Annotated in this window: 14 protein-coding genes; 8 read left to right on the top strand and 6 right to left on the bottom strand. The window is 65.6% G+C overall.

The window, feature by feature from the left end:
* Nucleotides 1–196 precede the first annotated feature (196 nt).
* Genes ftsW through murC form a run of 3 tightly spaced genes read left to right on the top strand, consistent with a single transcriptional unit; the run spans nucleotide 197 to nucleotide 3,869 of the window.
* On the top strand, nucleotides 197–1,360 hold the full coding sequence (gene ftsW / locus Q0330_RS15690; RefSeq protein ID WP_299481506.1) for a putative lipid II flippase FtsW: 1,164 nt from the start codon (nucleotides 197–199) through the stop codon (nucleotides 1,358–1,360).
* Nucleotides 1,360–2,442, top strand: a complete 1,083-nt coding sequence (gene murG / locus Q0330_RS15685; protein WP_299481503.1) for an undecaprenyldiphospho-muramoylpentapeptide beta-N-acetylglucosaminyltransferase — start codon at nucleotides 1,360–1,362, stop codon at nucleotides 2,440–2,442. The genes ftsW and murG overlap by 1 nt, the downstream gene beginning before the upstream one ends.
* Nucleotides 2,439–3,869: a UDP-N-acetylmuramate--L-alanine ligase gene (murC, locus tag Q0330_RS15680; protein WP_299481500.1), complete on the top strand. Its 1,431-nt coding sequence runs from the start codon at nucleotides 2,439–2,441 to the stop codon at nucleotides 3,867–3,869. The genes murG and murC overlap by 4 nt, the downstream gene beginning before the upstream one ends.
* Nucleotides 3,870–3,972: 103 nt before the next feature.
* Here the strand turns inward: murC and Q0330_RS15675 are convergent, their stop codons facing one another.
* From Q0330_RS15675 to Q0330_RS15650, 6 genes are read right to left on the bottom strand one after another with little or no spacing between them, the layout of a single operon-like run.
* Nucleotides 3,973–5,202, bottom strand: a complete 1,230-nt coding sequence (locus Q0330_RS15675; protein ID WP_299481497.1) for a four-carbon acid sugar kinase family protein — start codon at nucleotides 5,200–5,202, stop codon at nucleotides 3,973–3,975.
* Nucleotides 5,202–6,467, bottom strand: a complete 1,266-nt coding sequence (locus Q0330_RS15670; RefSeq protein WP_299481494.1) for a ribulose-bisphosphate carboxylase large subunit family protein — start codon at nucleotides 6,465–6,467, stop codon at nucleotides 5,202–5,204. The genes Q0330_RS15675 and Q0330_RS15670 overlap by 1 nt, the downstream gene beginning before the upstream one ends.
* Before the next feature lies 1 nt (nucleotide 6,468).
* The gene (locus Q0330_RS15665; RefSeq protein WP_299481491.1) at nucleotides 6,469–7,008 is read right to left on the bottom strand and encodes a VOC family protein; all 540 of its coding nucleotides are present in this window, start codon (nucleotides 7,006–7,008) and stop codon (nucleotides 6,469–6,471) included.
* Nucleotides 7,009–7,018: 10 nt separating this feature from the next.
* Entirely contained in the window at nucleotides 7,019–8,296 is a 1,278-nt protein-coding gene (locus Q0330_RS15660; protein WP_299481488.1) for a TRAP transporter large permease, read from the bottom strand.
* Nucleotides 8,293–8,826 carry a TRAP transporter small permease gene (locus Q0330_RS15655; protein ID WP_299481485.1) on the bottom strand — a complete coding sequence of 178 codons (534 nt, stop codon included), beginning with the start codon at nucleotides 8,824–8,826 and terminating at the stop codon, nucleotides 8,293–8,295. Before Q0330_RS15655 ends, Q0330_RS15660 begins: the two co-directional genes overlap by 4 nt.
* Nucleotides 8,826–9,842 carry a TRAP transporter substrate-binding protein gene (locus Q0330_RS15650; RefSeq protein WP_299481481.1) on the bottom strand — a complete coding sequence of 339 codons (1,017 nt, stop codon included), beginning with the start codon at nucleotides 9,840–9,842 and terminating at the stop codon, nucleotides 8,826–8,828. The genes Q0330_RS15655 and Q0330_RS15650 overlap by 1 nt, the downstream gene beginning before the upstream one ends.
* A 196-nt stretch (nucleotides 9,843–10,038) precedes the next feature.
* Between Q0330_RS15650 and Q0330_RS15645 the strand changes: the two genes are divergently transcribed.
* From Q0330_RS15645 to Q0330_RS15625, 5 genes are all read left to right on the top strand, one after another.
* On the top strand, nucleotides 10,039–11,031 hold the full coding sequence (locus tag Q0330_RS15645) for a LacI family DNA-binding transcriptional regulator (protein WP_299481478.1): 993 nt from the start codon (nucleotides 10,039–10,041) through the stop codon (nucleotides 11,029–11,031).
* A gap of 118 nt (nucleotides 11,032–11,149) precedes the next feature.
* Nucleotides 11,150–13,498, top strand: coding sequence for an FAD-dependent monooxygenase (locus tag Q0330_RS15640; RefSeq protein ID WP_299481475.1), 2,349 nt, complete (start codon nucleotides 11,150–11,152; stop codon nucleotides 13,496–13,498).
* A 10-nt stretch (nucleotides 13,499–13,508) separates the two neighbouring features.
* Complete coding sequence (locus Q0330_RS15635; RefSeq protein WP_299481472.1) at nucleotides 13,509–14,696, top strand: acyl-CoA dehydrogenase; 1,188 nt, start codon at nucleotides 13,509–13,511, stop codon at nucleotides 14,694–14,696.
* Nucleotides 14,697–14,794: 98 nt separating this feature from the next.
* Nucleotides 14,795–15,535 carry an SDR family NAD(P)-dependent oxidoreductase gene (locus Q0330_RS15630; RefSeq protein ID WP_299481657.1) on the top strand — a complete coding sequence of 247 codons (741 nt, stop codon included), beginning with the start codon at nucleotides 14,795–14,797 and terminating at the stop codon, nucleotides 15,533–15,535.
* Between the two features lie 30 nt (nucleotides 15,536–15,565).
* The gene (locus Q0330_RS15625; RefSeq protein ID WP_299481469.1) at nucleotides 15,566–16,378 is read left to right on the top strand and encodes an enoyl-CoA hydratase family protein; all 813 of its coding nucleotides are present in this window, start codon (nucleotides 15,566–15,568) and stop codon (nucleotides 16,376–16,378) included.
* Nucleotides 16,379–16,388: the final 10 nt, after the last annotated feature.

Here is a 16,388-nt window from a genome sequence, read left to right as displayed (position 1 = left end):
TGGCTGGACGCGCGCAGGTTAGCGGCAGGCGCCGGGCGGGTCCACCGCGAAGCGCACGGGATCCTTCCGGCGGGGCTTCGCGCAGCGGTCCGGCAGGACCGAATCACTTGTAGCGCGATGCGGATAATCACGCTATGCTGCCCCATCAGACCCGGATAACCGGGCAACGGGCAGAGGCAGTGACGGCGGTATTCTCATGACCGAGATGGTATTCGGCGCGATTCCCGCGCGGGTTGGCGATCCGATTCTTCCAAGATGGTGGCGGACGGTGGACCGCTGGTCCCTGTTCGCGGTGCTCATCCTCTTTGCCATCGGGCTTCTTCTGGGCCTCGCCGCCTCGGTGCCGCTGGCCGAAAAGAACAACCTGCCGCCCTTCTATTACGTCATCCGCCAGGCTTTCTTCGGCGGGGTAGGGCTGGCGGCGATGCTGGTCATCTCGATGTTCGGCCCCCAGCAGATCCGCCGGATCGGCGTGATCGGCTTTGTCGTCTCGGTCGTGGTGGTGGCGCTTCTGCCGGTGATCGGCACCGATTTCGGCAAGGGGGCGACGCGCTGGCTCAGCCTCGGCTTCGCCTCGGTCCAGCCCTCGGAATTCCTGAAACCCTGTTTCGTCGCTGCCATGGCCTGGTGCATGGCCGCCAGCCAGGAGGTCGGCGGCCCGCCCGGCAAGTCGATCAGCTTCGTCATCACCATGGGCGTGGTCGGAATGCTGGTCATGCAGCCCGATTTCGGACAGGGCTCGCTGGTGCTGTTTTCCTGGTGCGTGATGTTCTTCGTCGCCGGTGCGCCGCTCTGGCTTCTGGGCGGGGTCGCGGCGATGACGGTGATGGGCGGCGTCTTCGCCTATGGCGCGTCCGAGCATTTCGCCCGCCGCATCGACGGCTTCCTGACCGCCGAGATCGACCCCCGCACCCAGATCGGCTATGCCACCAACGCCATTCAGGAAGGCGGCTTCTTCGGCGTCGGCGTGGGCGAGGGCACGGTGAAATGGTCGCTGCCCGATGCCCATACCGATTTCATCATCGCCGTCGCGGCCGAGGAATACGGCCTGATCCTGGTCCTCGTCATCATCGCGCTTTACGCCACCATCGTCTTCCGCTCGCTGATGCGGCTCTTGCGTGAACGCGACCCCTTCGCGCGCATCGCCGGCACCGGGCTGGCCTGTGCCTTCGGCGTGCAGGCGCTGATCAATATGGGGGTTGCGGTGCGGCTTCTGCCGGCCAAGGGCATGACCCTGCCTTTCGTCAGCTATGGCGGCTCGTCCGTGATCGCCTCGGGCATCGCCATGGGGATGCTGCTGGCCCTGACCCGCAACCGTCCCCAGGGCGAGATTTCCGACGTGCTCGGGCGGCGGCACTGATGCCCGGCTATGCGCTGATCGCCGCCGGCGGCACCGGCGGGCACATGTTCCCGGCCCAGGCCCTGGCCGAGGTGCTCCTGGCCCATGGCTGGCGGGTGAAGCTTTCCACCGACGATCGCGGCGCCCGCTATGCCGGCGCTTTCCCTGTGGATGTGATCCGCGAGGTCGTGCCATCGGCCACCACCGCACGCGGCGGACTGATGGGCAAGCTCAGCGCGCCCTTCAAGATCGCCGCCGGAGTGCTGGCGGCGCGGCGCGCCTTCGCCAAGGACCGGCCCGATGTGGTCGTGGGCTTCGGCGGCTATCCGACCATCCCGGCCATGTCGGCGGCGCGTCTTGGCCGCATCCCGCGCATGATCCACGAACAGAACGGCGTCATGGGCCGGGTGAACGCGCTTTTCGCCCCCCGCGTCGACCGCGTCGCCTGCGGCATCTGGCCCACCACCCTGCCGCAAGGCGTCTCGGGCATCCATACCGGCAATCCCGTGCGCAAGGCCGTGCTCGACCGCGCCGCCAGCCCCTATGCCGCGCCCGGCGACGGTTCCCTGAACCTGCTGGTGATCGGCGGCAGTCAGGGGGCGCGGGTCCTCTCGGACATGGTGCCCGCCGCCATCGCCGCGCTGCCCGAAGACACCCGCGCCCGCCTCAACGTCGCCCATCAGGCCCGGGCCGAGGATCATGACCGCGTGACCGGCGCCTATGCGGCTGCCGGCGTCACCGCAGAAGTGCAGCCCTTCTTCTCGGACGTGCCGCAACGCCTCGCCGATTGCCATCTGGTCGTCAGCCGCGCCGGGGCGTCCTCCGTCGCCGACATCACCGCAATCGGCCGGCCCGCGATCCTGATCCCCTATGCCGCCGCCTCGGGCGATCACCAGAGCGCCAATGCGCGGTCCCTTGCCGATGCCGGCGCCGCCATGGTCCTGCCTGAAAGTATACTTGACCCCGACACGCTCGCGCGCGACATCCTCGCCATTCTGACCGACCCAGAGCGCGCCTCCGGCATGGCCGAGGCCGCCCGGGAACTGGGCCGCCCCGACGCCGCCGCGCGGCTTTACGAAATCGTCACGGAGATCGCCGCATGAACGCCGCCACCAAACTGCCCGGAGAGCTTGGCCCGATCCATTTCATCGGCATCGGCGGCATCGGCATGTCGGGCATTGCCGAGGTGCTGATGACGCTCGGCTATGACGTGCAGGGCTCGGACGCGAAGAAATCCAAGATCACCGACCGGCTGGAAAAGCTCGGCGCGCGGATCTTCGAAGGCCAGCGGGCGGAAAATATCGGCGATGCCGGCGTGGTGGTGATCTCGACCGCGATCAAGAAGGGCAATCCCGAGCTTGAGGAGGCCCGCCGCCGTGGCCTGCCCATCGTCCGCCGGGCTGAGATGCTGGCCGAACTCATGCGCCTTAAATCCAACATCGCCATCGGCGGCACCCATGGCAAGACCACGACCACGACCATGGTCGCGACCCTGCTCGATGCCGGCAATTTCGACCCGACCGTCATCAATGGCGGCGTCATCCACGCCTACGGCTCGAACGCCCGCGCCGGCGCCGGCGAATGGATGGTGGTCGAGGCCGACGAAAGCGACGGCAGCTTCAACCGCCTGCCCGCGACCATCGCCATCATCACCAATATCGACCCCGAGCATATGGAGCACTGGGGCGATTTCGACAGATTGCGCGAAGGCTTCTACAACTTCGCCTCCTCGGTGCCCTTCTACGGCCTCGCCGTCTGCTGCACCGACCACCCCGAGGTGCAGGCGCTTGTCGGCAAACTCTCCGACCGCCGCGTCGTCACCTTCGGCTTCAACGCCCAGGCCGATGTGCGGGCCATGAACCTGACCTATGAAAACGGCATCGCGCATTTCGACATCGCCCTTCAGGGCGAGGCCGATCTGGACGAAAGCGGCGAGATCCCGGTGATCGAGGGCTGCACCCTACCGATGCCGGGCGATCACAACGTCTCGAACGCGCTTGCCGCCGTCGCCGTAGCCCGCCACCTCGGCATGAAACGCGGCGAGATCCGCGAGGCGCTGGCGAAATTCGGCGGGGTGGGGCGCCGCTTCACCCGCGTGGGCGAGGTGAACGGGGTCACCATCATCGACGATTACGGTCACCACCCGGTCGAAATCGCCGCCGTGCTGAAAGCCGCGCGTCAGGCCACCAAGGGTCGCGTCATCGCCGTCCACCAGCCGCATCGCTATTCGCGGCTCTCCAGCCTCTTCGACGATTTCTGCACCTGCTTCAACGAGGCCGATGTGGTCGGCATCGCCGAAGTCTATGCCGCCGGCGAAGACCCGATCCCCGGCGCCTCGCGCGACGATCTGGTCGCCGGGCTGATCGCCCACGGCCACCGCCACGCCCGCGCCGTGGTGGACGAGGCCGATCTCGCCCGGCTGGTCCGCGAACAGGCCCGCCCCGGCGACATGGTCGTCTGCCTCGGCGCCGGCACGATTTCCACATGGGCCAATGCGCTGCCGGAACGGCTGACCGAAAAGGCCGCCTGACGCCCCTCGCTGTCTGTCGCGTCCTCCCGCAGGGCTGCAAAACCGTATCGACGGAATATCGACGCGGTATGTACGGGGGTATGCACGCAATATGGACGCGGTTTCAGCGCCTTCCGGCCCAGTCCACGAAGCGCCCGAAAAGTGCCGGATCGCCCATCTGCCCACCCTTCAGCATCAGCCGCATCCGGTCCCGTCCCGGGTCTCTATGGCGCCCGATACAGACACTGACTCCCGGCGAAATCTGGTGGTCGAACTCCAGCGCATGAAAGCCCAATCCGGCGCAGATACGGCTGGAGGTATCGCCACCGGCAATGCCCAGATAACCCAGCGAAACCTGCGCAAGAATGCGTGCCAGAAGCGCGACCGAGCGATCCGCCAGAGCGTCGGGCGACATGGCGTAATCGGCCTCAGGATCCAGCGCCACCAGCACCGGCCGGCCCTTGCGCAACTGCCCTGCACAGCCCTCGGCGAAGCTCTCCGAGGCCAGGTCTGCGGGCCCCGCCCGCATCACCGGCCCATCCCGGAAACCCGCCACCTGCACCCCGGTCAGGGGCGACCGGCTGCCGGCGAAGATCAGCACGCCACCATGCCGCGGCACCGGCGTTTCGGCGGCTGCCCTCTGCTGATGACCGGCCCCGGTCAGCATCTCCGCGACCGAGCTTGCACCGACCAGCAATTGCCGCCCGCCTGCACGGCGAAGCGCCTCGGCGACCCGTTCAAGGTCCTGCTGGCGAAGGATGTCGAAGACGACCGCCCCCGCCCGCAGCCGCACGGCAACCGCATCGGCATCGGCAAGCATGTCTGTCGTGACAAGGTCCAGCGATTGCAGGCCCTGCGCGGCCAGATGCAGGCGCATGTCGGCTTCCCGCATCGGCGTGACCGGGTGACGGGCCATGACCGGGTGGCGGTCGATGCGGTGGATTTCCCCGTCCGGGCCGCGCGCGAAAAGATGCCCGAAAGCGAGGTATCGGCCAAGGCTCGGCTGGCCGCCGATAATGGCGGTAACCTCGGGCTGGAAGTGCTGGCGAAGCGCCGCGACCATGGCCCCGATGGAGCCGATCCGGGGCGAGGAATCGAAGGTCGAGCAGATCTTCAGATGGACGATCTGCGGGTCCTGCGCGGCGATCAGCGGCCAGAGCCGGGCGATTTCGGCCCCTACCTCCTCCGGCGGACGAGAGCGCAGGTCGGTGGCGATGCCGAGCGCGTCGAGATCATCGGCTGCGTGCCCCGTTTCGATCAGCAGGCGACTGCGCCATCCGGCCTGGGCATAGCGGGCCAGACTGTCCGATGCGCCGGTGAAATCGTCGCCCAGAAAGACGACCCGCGCCGCCATCAGCGCCCGCCGAAGAAGCGGAGTGCTGCGGCAAGGTTCGGCCGCGTCCTGGCGCCGTCTTCCAGCGTGTCGCCATCGCGCAACGTGTCATAGGCCTCGCGCAGCGAGGCGACGCCGGCCTCCGGCCCCTCGGGATGGGCGAGGATGCCACCGCCGCACATGAACATCAGTTCCGGCCCCTGCGCGGCTTCCAGCGTCGCTGGCAGCGTCCCGGCCCATTGGCCCGAGGAAAAGGCCGGCATCACCCGGTCGTCGGGGCCGCCTTCGGACAGCGGCGACAGGCAGGCGCGGGTGGCCTCAGTCACTTCTTCCGCCGTGTCGACGAACTTGCCGCCGATGCCATGGACATGCATGTGGTCGATCCCCGCCAGCCGGTAAAGCGCGTGATAGGGCTGGAAACCCATGCCGAGCGCGGGGTGGCGCGACATCGCGCCGAAGCCGTTCCGATGCGCGTGAATGGCCAGCGGCGTATGCGCGCGCAGGCTCTCCATTCCCGATAGCCCGCACCAGTTGAGGCTGGCCATGACGCAGGAGCCGCCCTCGGCCGCGACCAGATCGGCATGGCGGCGCATGGCATCGACCTCGTCGGTGATGTTGAAAGCCATCATCACCTGCCGGCCCGAACGCTGCTGCCATTTGCGGATCACCGCCATGACGGCGGGGACGCGTTCGGACAGCGGCGCAATGTCTGGATTGGCGCAGACCTCGTCATCCTTGATGAAATCGACGCCCGCCGCGCAGAGCCGGTCGACAAGGGCGGCGATCTCGGCGGGGCGCATGCCGACATTGGGCTTGATGATGGTGCCGAAGACAGGCCGGTTCACGACCCCGGTTATCGCCCGCGTGCCCTCGATGCCATGCACGGGCAGGGGATAGCCTGTGCGATAATCGGCGGGGATGGAAAGCCCGGTCAGCTTCAGCCCGGTGATCTCGCCGATATCGTAGAGATTGCCGGACACGGTCGCGGCCAGGGTCGGCAGGTTCTTCCCGATATTGTCCGGCGGAAAGGCGATGCGGACCCGCGCGCGCCGGTAGGGGCCAGAGATCCCCTTGCGGTCCAGATAGGCGGAATGCAGCGAAGGCTGCGCCACTGGCGGCAGTTCCGCGACCGAGAGCACCTCGGCCGCGGCGCGGGCACGCAATTCGTCGGTCTCGCCGGCGACGCGGATGAAGGTGCCGCTGGATTGCTCGCCCGCCATCATGGCGGCGACTTCGCCTGGGTCGGCGGGGGTTTCCAGCCGGTATTCGGCGACGATGCGGCCCATCTCAGTCGCCCGACAGGTCGGGGAAAGGCCGCACCGGGTCGCTGCCATTCCAGTTCTTCGCGGCATCGCGGATCAGGTCGAACATGCGGCCTTTCGGACCCATGACCTCGGACAGTTCGATACAGGTGCCGGGGTGATGTTCCTCGGCGAAATAGACGAAGCGGCCGTTCTTGCCGACGTAACCGCTCATCTTCGGGGTGAAGCCGCGATCCAGCATCATCTTCAGGTCGCGGTCGTAATCGCGGGTCCAGAAGGCGACATGCTGCAAGCCGCGCAGGCCCCGTTCCTTGAAGTCGCGATACATCGAGGGCGTGTCGCTGCGGGTCTGGATCAGTTCCACCTGCATCTCGCCGGAATTGGCGAGCGCGACGGAATTGGTCACGTCGTAACGCTGACCGTCAAAGGTATAATCCCGGATCGGCACGGCGGGATTGTAGAACCAGGGGCCGACGCCCATGGTTTCGGACCAGTAGTTCATGCCCGCCTCGATATCGTCGACGACATAGCCAAGCTGGCGGATCGGGCCAAGGAAGGTGCTCATCTCGCGCGCCTCACTTCATCAGGGTTTCGGGAAGCCAGGTCGACAGCTGGGGCACCAGCGTCACGACCAGCAGGGACAGAAGCAGCGGGATGAAGAAGGGCATGACCCCCGCGATCACCCGCCCGATCGGCATCCGGGCGACGATCGAGATCATGTAGAGGCTCATCCCCACGGGCGGCGTCAGCAACCCGATCATCAGGTTCAGCACGAAAACGATGCCAAGCTGCAGCGGATCGACCCCGGCGGCGGTCAGGGCCGGCGCGACGATGGGGGCGATGATCAGGATCGCGGCGATGCTTTCCAGCACCATGCCGACGACCAGCAGCAGGAGATTGACCAGCAGAAGCAGCACCAGCGGGTTTTCCGACACGCCCAGCATCAGCGCCGAGACCTTCATCGGCACCTGGTCCAGCGTCAGCACCCAGGCGAACAAGGCGGCGGTGGAGACGACGAACAGGATATTCGCGGTCGCTTCCGTGGTCTCGCGCAGTGCGCCCAGGATCTTGCGCAGGCCGAGGCTGCGATAGACGAAGATGCCGATCAGCAGCGCATAGGCCACGGTGACGCCGGCGACCTCGGTCGGGCCGAAATAGCCGCTCAGCAGACCGCCGATCAGCAGGACCGGGGCGAACAGCGCCGGGACCGAGAAGACGAATTTCCGCAGCACGTCGCCGGCGGCGGGGCGGATGTCATCGCGCGGCAGCGATTTCAGCCGGGCGATGACGGCCACCTGGATCATCAGGAAGGCAGTCAGCAGAAGCGCCGGCACGATCCCCGCGATCAGCAGCTTCACCGCCGAGACATTGGCGACCGAGGCATAGATGATGATCGGGATCGAGGGCGGGAAGATCGGCCCGATGGTGGCCGCCGCGACCGTCAGCCCGGCGGCGAAATCCTTGCGATAGCCCTGCCGCGTCATCTCGTCCACCTGGATCTTGCCGAGCGCGCCGATATCGGCAAGCGCCGCGCCGGAAACGCCGGAAAAGATCAGCGAGACGAAGATGCTGACCTGCGCCACCGCGCCCCGGATGCGCCCGAAGATCATCCGCACGAGGTCGAACATATGGGTGGTGACGCCGGTCGCGTTCAGCAGGCTGGCGGCGAAGATGAACAGCGGCACCGCCAGCAGGGGCGAACTGTCGAGCGCGTTCAGGCTGCGCTGCGCCAGCACCGAGACCGGCAGGCCCTGGGTCACGATCACGACCGCCGAGGACAACCCGAGGCAGACCGCGACCGGCGCGCCCAGTGCCAGCAGCAGGGCGAAGATGGCGATGAGAAGAAGGCTCATGGCTGGGGCACCGTGTCGTGATCGTCGCCGCCGAAGGCGGTCGCGGGATTGTTGCCGCGCAGCGTCGCAACGATGCGCTGCAGGGCGACCGCGAACAGCATCAGGCTGCCCGCGAGCGCCAGCGAATAATAGACCCAGTTGGGCAGTCGCATGGCCGGGGTCAGGAACTTGCCGGCGCGGGGCAGGAATTCGGCGAAGCTCCACAGCAGCAGGCCCGCGAAAGCCAGCGTCGCAAGATCGGCGAACAGCACCATCCAGCGCCGCGCCGCAGCCGGAGCCGCGTCGGGCAGCATGGTCACCGAGACCATGACCCCGCGCCCGGCAAGCGCCGGCACGCCCAGAAAGACCAGCCCGATCCCGCAGAACCGCGCCAGCTCATCCGCCCAGGGCAGGCCCATATCGACGAGGTTCCGCGCCAGCACCTGCAGCACGACCAGCCCGGCCATCAGCGCCAGAAGCACCATGCCCGCGCCGATGCCCCAATGGGTCAACCGGGACAGAAGGCCCGGCCTTTCCGTCCCGGCCTGCATCACTCGATCGCCGCGATCTGGGCGTAGAGATCGCCATATTGCGCACCGAAGCGTTCCTCGACCAGCTTGCTGACCGAGGCGCGGAAGGCCTCGATATCCAGCCCCTCATCCGGCCCGATCACGGTCATGCCGAGATCGCGAAGCTGCTGGGTCTCGGCCTCTTCATTGTCCAGAATGGCCTTGGTCGCCTTCTCGCGGGTCTGGCTGGCGGCTTCGCGCACCGCGTCCTTCTGGGTGTCGGACATGCCCTGCCAGACGTCCTCGTTCATCACCACGACCTCGGCATTGGACATGTGGCCGGTCAGCATCAGATGCGACTGCACCTCGTAAAGCTTGACGTTCAGCACCACATTGACCGGGTTTTCCTGCCCCTGCACGACCCCGGTCGCGAGCGCCGTCGGCACTTCGGACCAGTCGACCGGCACGGCGACGGCGCCCATGCCCTCGACCGCGGTGGTATAGATCGGGAAGGGCACGGCGCGGATCTTGACGCCCGCAAGGTCGGCCGGCGACATCACTGCCTTGTTGCAGGTCAGGTTCCGCTTGCCGAAGTAATGGGCATAGATCACGCGGACATTCGCCGCCTCGATCAGGCCCTTGTTCAGTTCCTGCATGACCGGGCTGTCGACATCGGTCACCTTCATCAGGTGATCCACGTCGCGGTAAAGGTAAGGCGTATCCAGCGCCGCGAAGGGCTCATACAGCGAACCTAGCGCGCCGGCGGTGTTATGCGAGAATGCGATGGTGCCAAGCGAGACCGCTTCGGCCAGTTCCTGCAGCTTGCCGAGCTGGCTTGCCGGGAAGACCTGCACCTCGATATCGCCGCCCGAGGTCTGGCCGAGCGCCTCGGCGAACCAGTCGGCCTGTGCGCCCGCGACCGAGGCGGGCTCGTTGTTATGGCCGTAACGCAGGCTGGTCTGCGCGAAGCCGCGGCGCGGCAGCAGCGACATGGCGGCAGCACCGGCGCCAAGCGCCATGAAGCCGCGACGGTGGATCTGAGTGAAGCTCTTGGTCATGGGTTTCCTCCCCCTTACCCGGAATGATGTGATTTGATGTGCGAGTGGCCTCTCCTCGGGCCGTATGAATCGCAGCATCAACGGTATTGACCAAGGGTAGGGATCGCGCGATCATCCGTCAAAATGAATGAAATGATGTGTTTTGATGTGCTCGAAACCCTCTGAGCCTGCTGGGGATGGGCCGCGCCGCCCGACCTTGCCAGACCTCGCCCATGCGGCAGGGGTGTCGCTGGCCACAATCGACCGGATCATCAACCAGCGGCGCGGCGTGAAAGAGCGCACCCGGTTGAGGGTGCTGGAACTGGCCCGCGAGATGGGACTTCTCAGCGCCGAGGATGCCGCCGCCTATACCACCCGACCGCCGCCGAATATCGTCTTCCTGCTGCCTTCGGGCGGCAATCCCTATCTGCAGCTTCTGGGCGAGAAGCTGCGCGCGCGGATGGCGGCGACGATCATGCCGGGGGCGCCCAACCTGCGCTGCTTCTTCATTGACGGGTTCAACGCCGATGCCCTGGCCGATGCCCTGCGCAAGAATGCCGGTTGGGCCGATGGCATCGCCTTCTTCGCCATCGAGCATCCGGCGGTCCGGCAGGCCGCGACCGAGGTCGCCGCCCAGGGCACCGCCCTTGTCACCTTCGTTTCCGATCTTGGCCTTGCCTCGGGGATTGCCCATGTCGGGTTGGACAATCACGCCGTCGGCCGCACGGCGGGAATGCTGATCGGGCGTTTCGCCGGTCGTGCGACGGGTTCGGTGGCGCTGCTGGCCGGCTCTCGCCAGTATCGGGCGCATTCCGAGCGTGAGGCGGGCGTGCAGAGCATCATGGAAGAGATGTTTCCCGGCCTGACCGTCATGGCGCTGCGCGAGGGTCATGACGATCCGGGCGAAAATTATCGCCATACCCTGACCCTGCTGGAACAGAACCGGGATCTCGTCGGCATCTACAATATCGGCGGTGCCTCGGGCGGGATCTGTCGGGCGCTGCGCGAGAGGGGGCGACAGGATGTGGTCCTGATCGGGCACGGGCTGACCGCCGATACCCGCCGGGCGCTGATCGACGGCACCATGGATGCGGTTTTCGAACTGGACCCGAACCTGCTGATCGAGGCCACCATTGCCCGGCTGGCGGCGCAGGATGGCGCGGCGTTGGCGCCGAAGCTGGACATCTTCTTTCGTGAGAACCTGAACTGAGGGGCGGGACCTCGCCATGAAAGATGAGTTTCAACTTCATATATTTTGAGCTTAAAATATAAACTCAGGCATGTTAGGGATTGGTCAGCCCATGAACTTCGATTCGCAGGAGGTTGCATTGAAAATCACGGTAATCGGCGGTGGCCCGGGCGGGCTGTATACTGCGCTTCTGACCAAGAAGGCGCGGCCCGACTGGGATATCGAGGTTTATGAGCGCAACCAGCCGGACGATACGTTCGGCTTCGGGGTGGTGTTCTCGGACGAGACGCTCGACCAGTTTCTCAGCCGCGACAAGCCGGTTTTCGACCGCATCCGCGACGAATTCGCCTATTGGGACGACGTTGCCGTGCATTTCAAGGGGCAGGAAATGCGCTGTGCCGGCAACGGCTTCTGCGGCACCTCGCGCCAGACCCTGCTGACCATCCTGCAGGACCGCTGCGCCGAACTGGGTGTGCGCCTGGAATTCGGGGTCGAGATCAAGCCCGAGGACCTGAAGACCCGCTTCGCCGATTCCGACGTGATCGTGGCCGGCGACGGCATCAACTCGGCCATTCGCGAGCATTACAAGGATGGTTTCCAGCCAAGCACGGTCTGGAAATCGAACCGTTTCTGCTGGATGGGCTCCAGCCGGCCCATGGACGAGTTCAACTATTTCTTCCGCGAGACCGAGCATGGCCAGATGGTCGCGCATTGCTATCAGTATCAGAAGGACCGCTCGACCTGGGTCTTCGAGATGGACGAAGCCACCTGGCAGGGCCACGGATTTCAGGAATTCGACGAGGAAGGTTCCAAGGCCAAGCTTGAGGCGATCTTTGCCGAGGAATTGCAGGGCCATCCGCTGCTGCTGAACCGCTCGAACTGGCGCAATTTCCCGCGCGTCTTCTGCGAGAACTGGTTCGTCGACAATATCGTCATCCTGGGCGATGCGAAGGCGAGCGCGCATTTCTCGATCGGGTCGGGGACCAAGCTGGCGATGGAATGCGCCATTGCGCTGTCGGATGCGCTGCTGGAACATGCCGAGACCGATGTGCAGGCGGCCTTTCGCGCCTATGACACGGCCCGGCGGACGCCCTGCCAGATCATCCAGCACAATGCCGATGTGTCGCTCGCCTGGTTCGAGCATATGAACCGGTCCTGGGATATGGAGCCATACCAGTTCGCCATGGTGGTCATGTGCCGCGCCAAGTCGATCACCTATGACAACCTGATCGTGCGTGACCCCGATTTCGTGCGCTGCGCCGATGACGAATGGTATTCTCGTCACCTGCGCGAAACCGGCGAGGATCTGCGCGAGACCCGGCCGACGCCGATGTTCTCGCGCTTCCGCCTGCGCGGGATGGAGTTGATGAACCGTGTCGTCATGTCGCCCATGGCGCAATACAGCTGCGACCGCGACGGCAATCCGACCGACTGGCTGAAGGTGCATTATTGCAGCCATGCCACCGGCGGCATGGGGCTGATCTTCACCGAAATGACCTGTCCTTCCGCCGATGCCCGCATCACGCAGGGCTGCCCCGGCATGTGGACCGACGAGCAGGAACGTCGTTGGACCGAGATCGTCGATTTCATCCACGACAATACCGGCGCCAAGGTGGCGATGCAGTTGGGACATGCGGGTCGCAAGGGCTCGACTCAGCTTGGCTGGGAAAGGATGGATCATCCGATTGCCGAGAGCGGGGAGAATTGGCCGCTTGTCTCGGCCTCTCCGATTCCGTGGTTCGAGGGCGTAAGCCAGGTTCCGGCGGAACTGGATCGGGCGGGCATGGACCGGATCAAGGCCGATTTCGTGCAGGCGACCGAACGCGCCGCGCGGGCCGGCTTCGACATGCTGGAACTGCATTGCGCCCATGGCTACCTGCTGGCCTCGTTCCTGTCGCCGCTGACCAATCTGCGCGGCGATGATTATGGCGGCAGCGTTGAAAACCGCCTGCGCTTTCCGTTGGAGGTCTTCGCGGCCATGCGCGCCGTCTGGCCAGAGGATCGGCCGATGTCGGTGCGCGTCTCGGGCAGCGACTGGAAAGAGGGCGGGCTGAGCGAGGCGGATCTTTTCGCCATTGCCGAGGCCTTCCGCGATGCCGGCTGCGACCTGATCGACGTGTCTGCCGGGCAGACCGTGCCGGACCAGAAGCCGATCTATGGCCGCATGTTCCAGACCCACCTGGCCGAGGCCGTGCGCAATGTGCCGAAGATGGCCACCATGGCCGTGGGCGCCATTACCGAGCCGGGGCAGGTCAATACCATCCTGCACACCCGCCGCGCCGATCTGGTCGCCATTGGCCGACCGCATCTGTCGAACCCCTTCTTCGCCAATCAGGCCGCGGCCTGGTATGGCGCGCAGAACCGCAAGGCCTGGCCGAAGCCCTATGCCGCAGGCGGGGCGCAGGCTTTCCGAGAGGCCGAGAAGGCGCGCGAGAAACTGCTGGAACTCCAGCGCAAGGCCGCCCCCGGCCAGCATATGCGGGGATGAGGACAGGATAATGAAAGACACCAACAAGCTCGTCTGGGACGATGCCTTCCTGCTGGATCAGCAGTTGAGCAGCGAAGAACGAATGATCCGCGACAGCGCCCGCGCCTATGCGCAGTCGAAGCTGGAACCGCGCGTCCGCGAGGCTTTCCGCAACGAGCAGACCGACCCCGAGATCTTCGCCGAAATGGGCGCGCAGGGCCTGTTGGGCGTGACCGTGCCCGAGGAATATGGCGGCATCGGCGCGGGATATGTCGCCTATGGCCTTGTCGCGCGCGAGGTCGAGCGTGTGGACAGCGGCTATCGCAGCATGATGTCGGTGCAGTCCTCGTTGGTGATGTATCCGATCCATGCCTATGGCTCGGAAGAGCAGCGGCAGAAATACCTGCCCAAGCTGGCCTCGGGCGAGTGGATCGGCTGTTTCGGCCTGACCGAACCGGATGCGGGGTCCGATCCGGGCGGCATGCGCACGGTGGCGCGAAAGGTTCCGGGCGGCTATGTGCTGAACGGCACCAAGATGTGGATCTCGAACGCTCCCCTTGCCGATGTCTTCGTGGTCTGGGCCAAGTCCGAGGCGCATGGCGGCAAGATCCGAGGCTTCGTGCTGGAAAAGGGCATGAAGGGGCTGTCGGCGCCGAAAATCGAAGGCAAGCTGTCCTTGCGCGCCTCGATCACCGGCGAGATCGTCATGGAGAATGTCGAGATTCCGGAAAGCGCGATCTTCCCGGAGATCGAGGGCCTTGCCGGCCCCTTCGGCTGCCTGAACCGCGCGCGTTACGGCATTGCCTGGGGGGCGATGGGGGCTGCCGAGACCTGCTGGCATGCGGCGCGGCAATACGGGCTTGACCGCAAGCAATTCGACCGGCCTCTTGCGCAGACCCAGCTTTACCAGAAGAAGCTGGCCGACATGATGACCGAAATCACCATCGGGCTTCAGGCCGCGCTGCGTGTCGGGCGGTTGTTCGAAGAGGGCAAGATGGCGCCCGAGATGATCTCTCTCATCAAGCGCAACAATTGCGGCAAGGCGCTGGAAATCGCGCGTATGGCGCGCGACATGCATGGTGGCAACGGCATTTCCGACGAATTCCCGGTCTTCCGCCACATGGTGAACCTGGAAACCGTGAATACCTATGAGGGCACGCATGATGTCCATGCGCTGATCCTCGGTCGCGCCCAGACCGGGTTGCAGGCGTTCTTTTGAGCGCGCAGAAGGTGCTTCGTGTTCAAACTATTTGTGTTTGATATAAACTTATGGCTATGGCACGGTTCGTTGAGCAGGGCGAGTGGAGGGGGCAGGCAATGGCGCTTGCAGGCAAGCAGGTTTTGATCACGGGCGGGGGCTCGGGCGTGGGTGCCGATCTGGCACGCGCCTTTGCCGGTGCCGGTGCGCGTGTCGTCATTGCCGGGCGTCGCGCGGAACCGCTGGAAAGCCTGGCGGCCACGCTGCCCGGTGCCCTTGCCGTGACCGCCGATGTGACCGACGAGGCCAGCACCCGGGCCATGTTCGACGCCGCCGGCCCCTGCGATATCGTCATCGCCAATGCCGGTGCGGCCAATAGCGCGCCATTTCACCGTGTCGATCTGGATCACTGGAATGCCATGCTGGCAGTCAACCTGACCGGCACCTTCCTGACCCTGCGCGAAGGGCTTCTGCGGATGGACGGCTGGGGTCGGCTGATCGCCATCGCCTCGACCGCCGGGCTGAAGGGCTATCGCTATGTCGCGCCCTATGCGGCGGCGAAACATGGCGTGGTCGGGCTGATCCGCAGCCTGGCGCTGGAAGTGGCGAAGCGGCCAGTGACGGCGAATGCGCTCTGCCCCGGTTTTCTCGACACCGAAATGACCGAGCGTTCCATCGCCAATATCATGAAGAAGACCGGCGGCGACCGGGCGCAGGCGCTTTCGGCGCTGACCGCATCCAACCCGCAGGCCCGGCTGGTTCAGCCAGCCGAGGTCAGTGCCGCCGCGCTCTGGCTCTGCGGGGCAGGCTCGGACGCGATCAACGGGCAGGCCATTGCCATTGCCGGTGGCGAGATATGAGCGCCCGAAACCGTGAACCAAGGATATGACATGACCGAGATGGCCGGGATCACCCCGAAACATTTCCTCTGGCAGTGCCACGACCGCATCGCCACCATCCGGCTCGACCGGCCAGAGCGGAAGAACCCGCTGACCTTCGAAAGCTATGCCGAGTTGCGCGACACGTTCCGTGCCCTGGCCTATGCAAGTGATGTCGATGTGGTCGTCTTCGCCTCGAATGGCGGGAATTTCAGCTCGGGCGGGGATGTGCATGACATCATCGGCCCGCTGGTCGGCATGGACATGAAAGGGCTTCTGGCCTTCACCCGCATGACCGGCGATCTGGTCAAGGCGATGATCGGCTGCGGCAAGCCGGTGATCGCGGCGGTGGACGGGATCTGCGTGGGGGCCGGGGCGATCATCGCCATGGCCTCGGATCTGCGGCTGGCAACGCCCGAGGCGAAATGCGCCTTCCTGTTCACCCGCGTCGGCCTTGCCGGCTGCGACATGGGGGCCTGCGCCATGCTGCCCCGGATCATCGGCCAAGGCCGCGCGGCAGAGCTTCTTTATACCGGTCGGGTGATGGGCGCCGAAGAAGGTGCGGCCTGGGGGTTCTGGAACAGCCTGCACCCCGCCGATGGGCTGGAGGCAGAGGCGCAAAAGCTGGCGCATCGCATCGCGGCGGGGCCGGTCTTTGCCCATGGGATCACCAAGACCCAGCTGAACCAGGAATGGAACATGGGTCTTGAACAGGCCATCGAGGCCGAGGCGCAGGCGCAGGCGATCTGTATGCAGACACAGGATTTCGCCCGCGCCTATCGCGCCTTTGTCGGCAAGGAAAAGCCGGTTTTCGAAGGGAATTGACCACGCAGGG

The sequence above is a fragment of the uncultured Paracoccus sp. genome, from assembly GCF_937873615.1.
Classification (GTDB): domain Bacteria; phylum Pseudomonadota; class Alphaproteobacteria; order Rhodobacterales; family Rhodobacteraceae; genus Paracoccus.
Note: the sequence above shows the minus strand (reverse complement) of the source record. Positions and strands in the feature narration are given on the sequence as shown.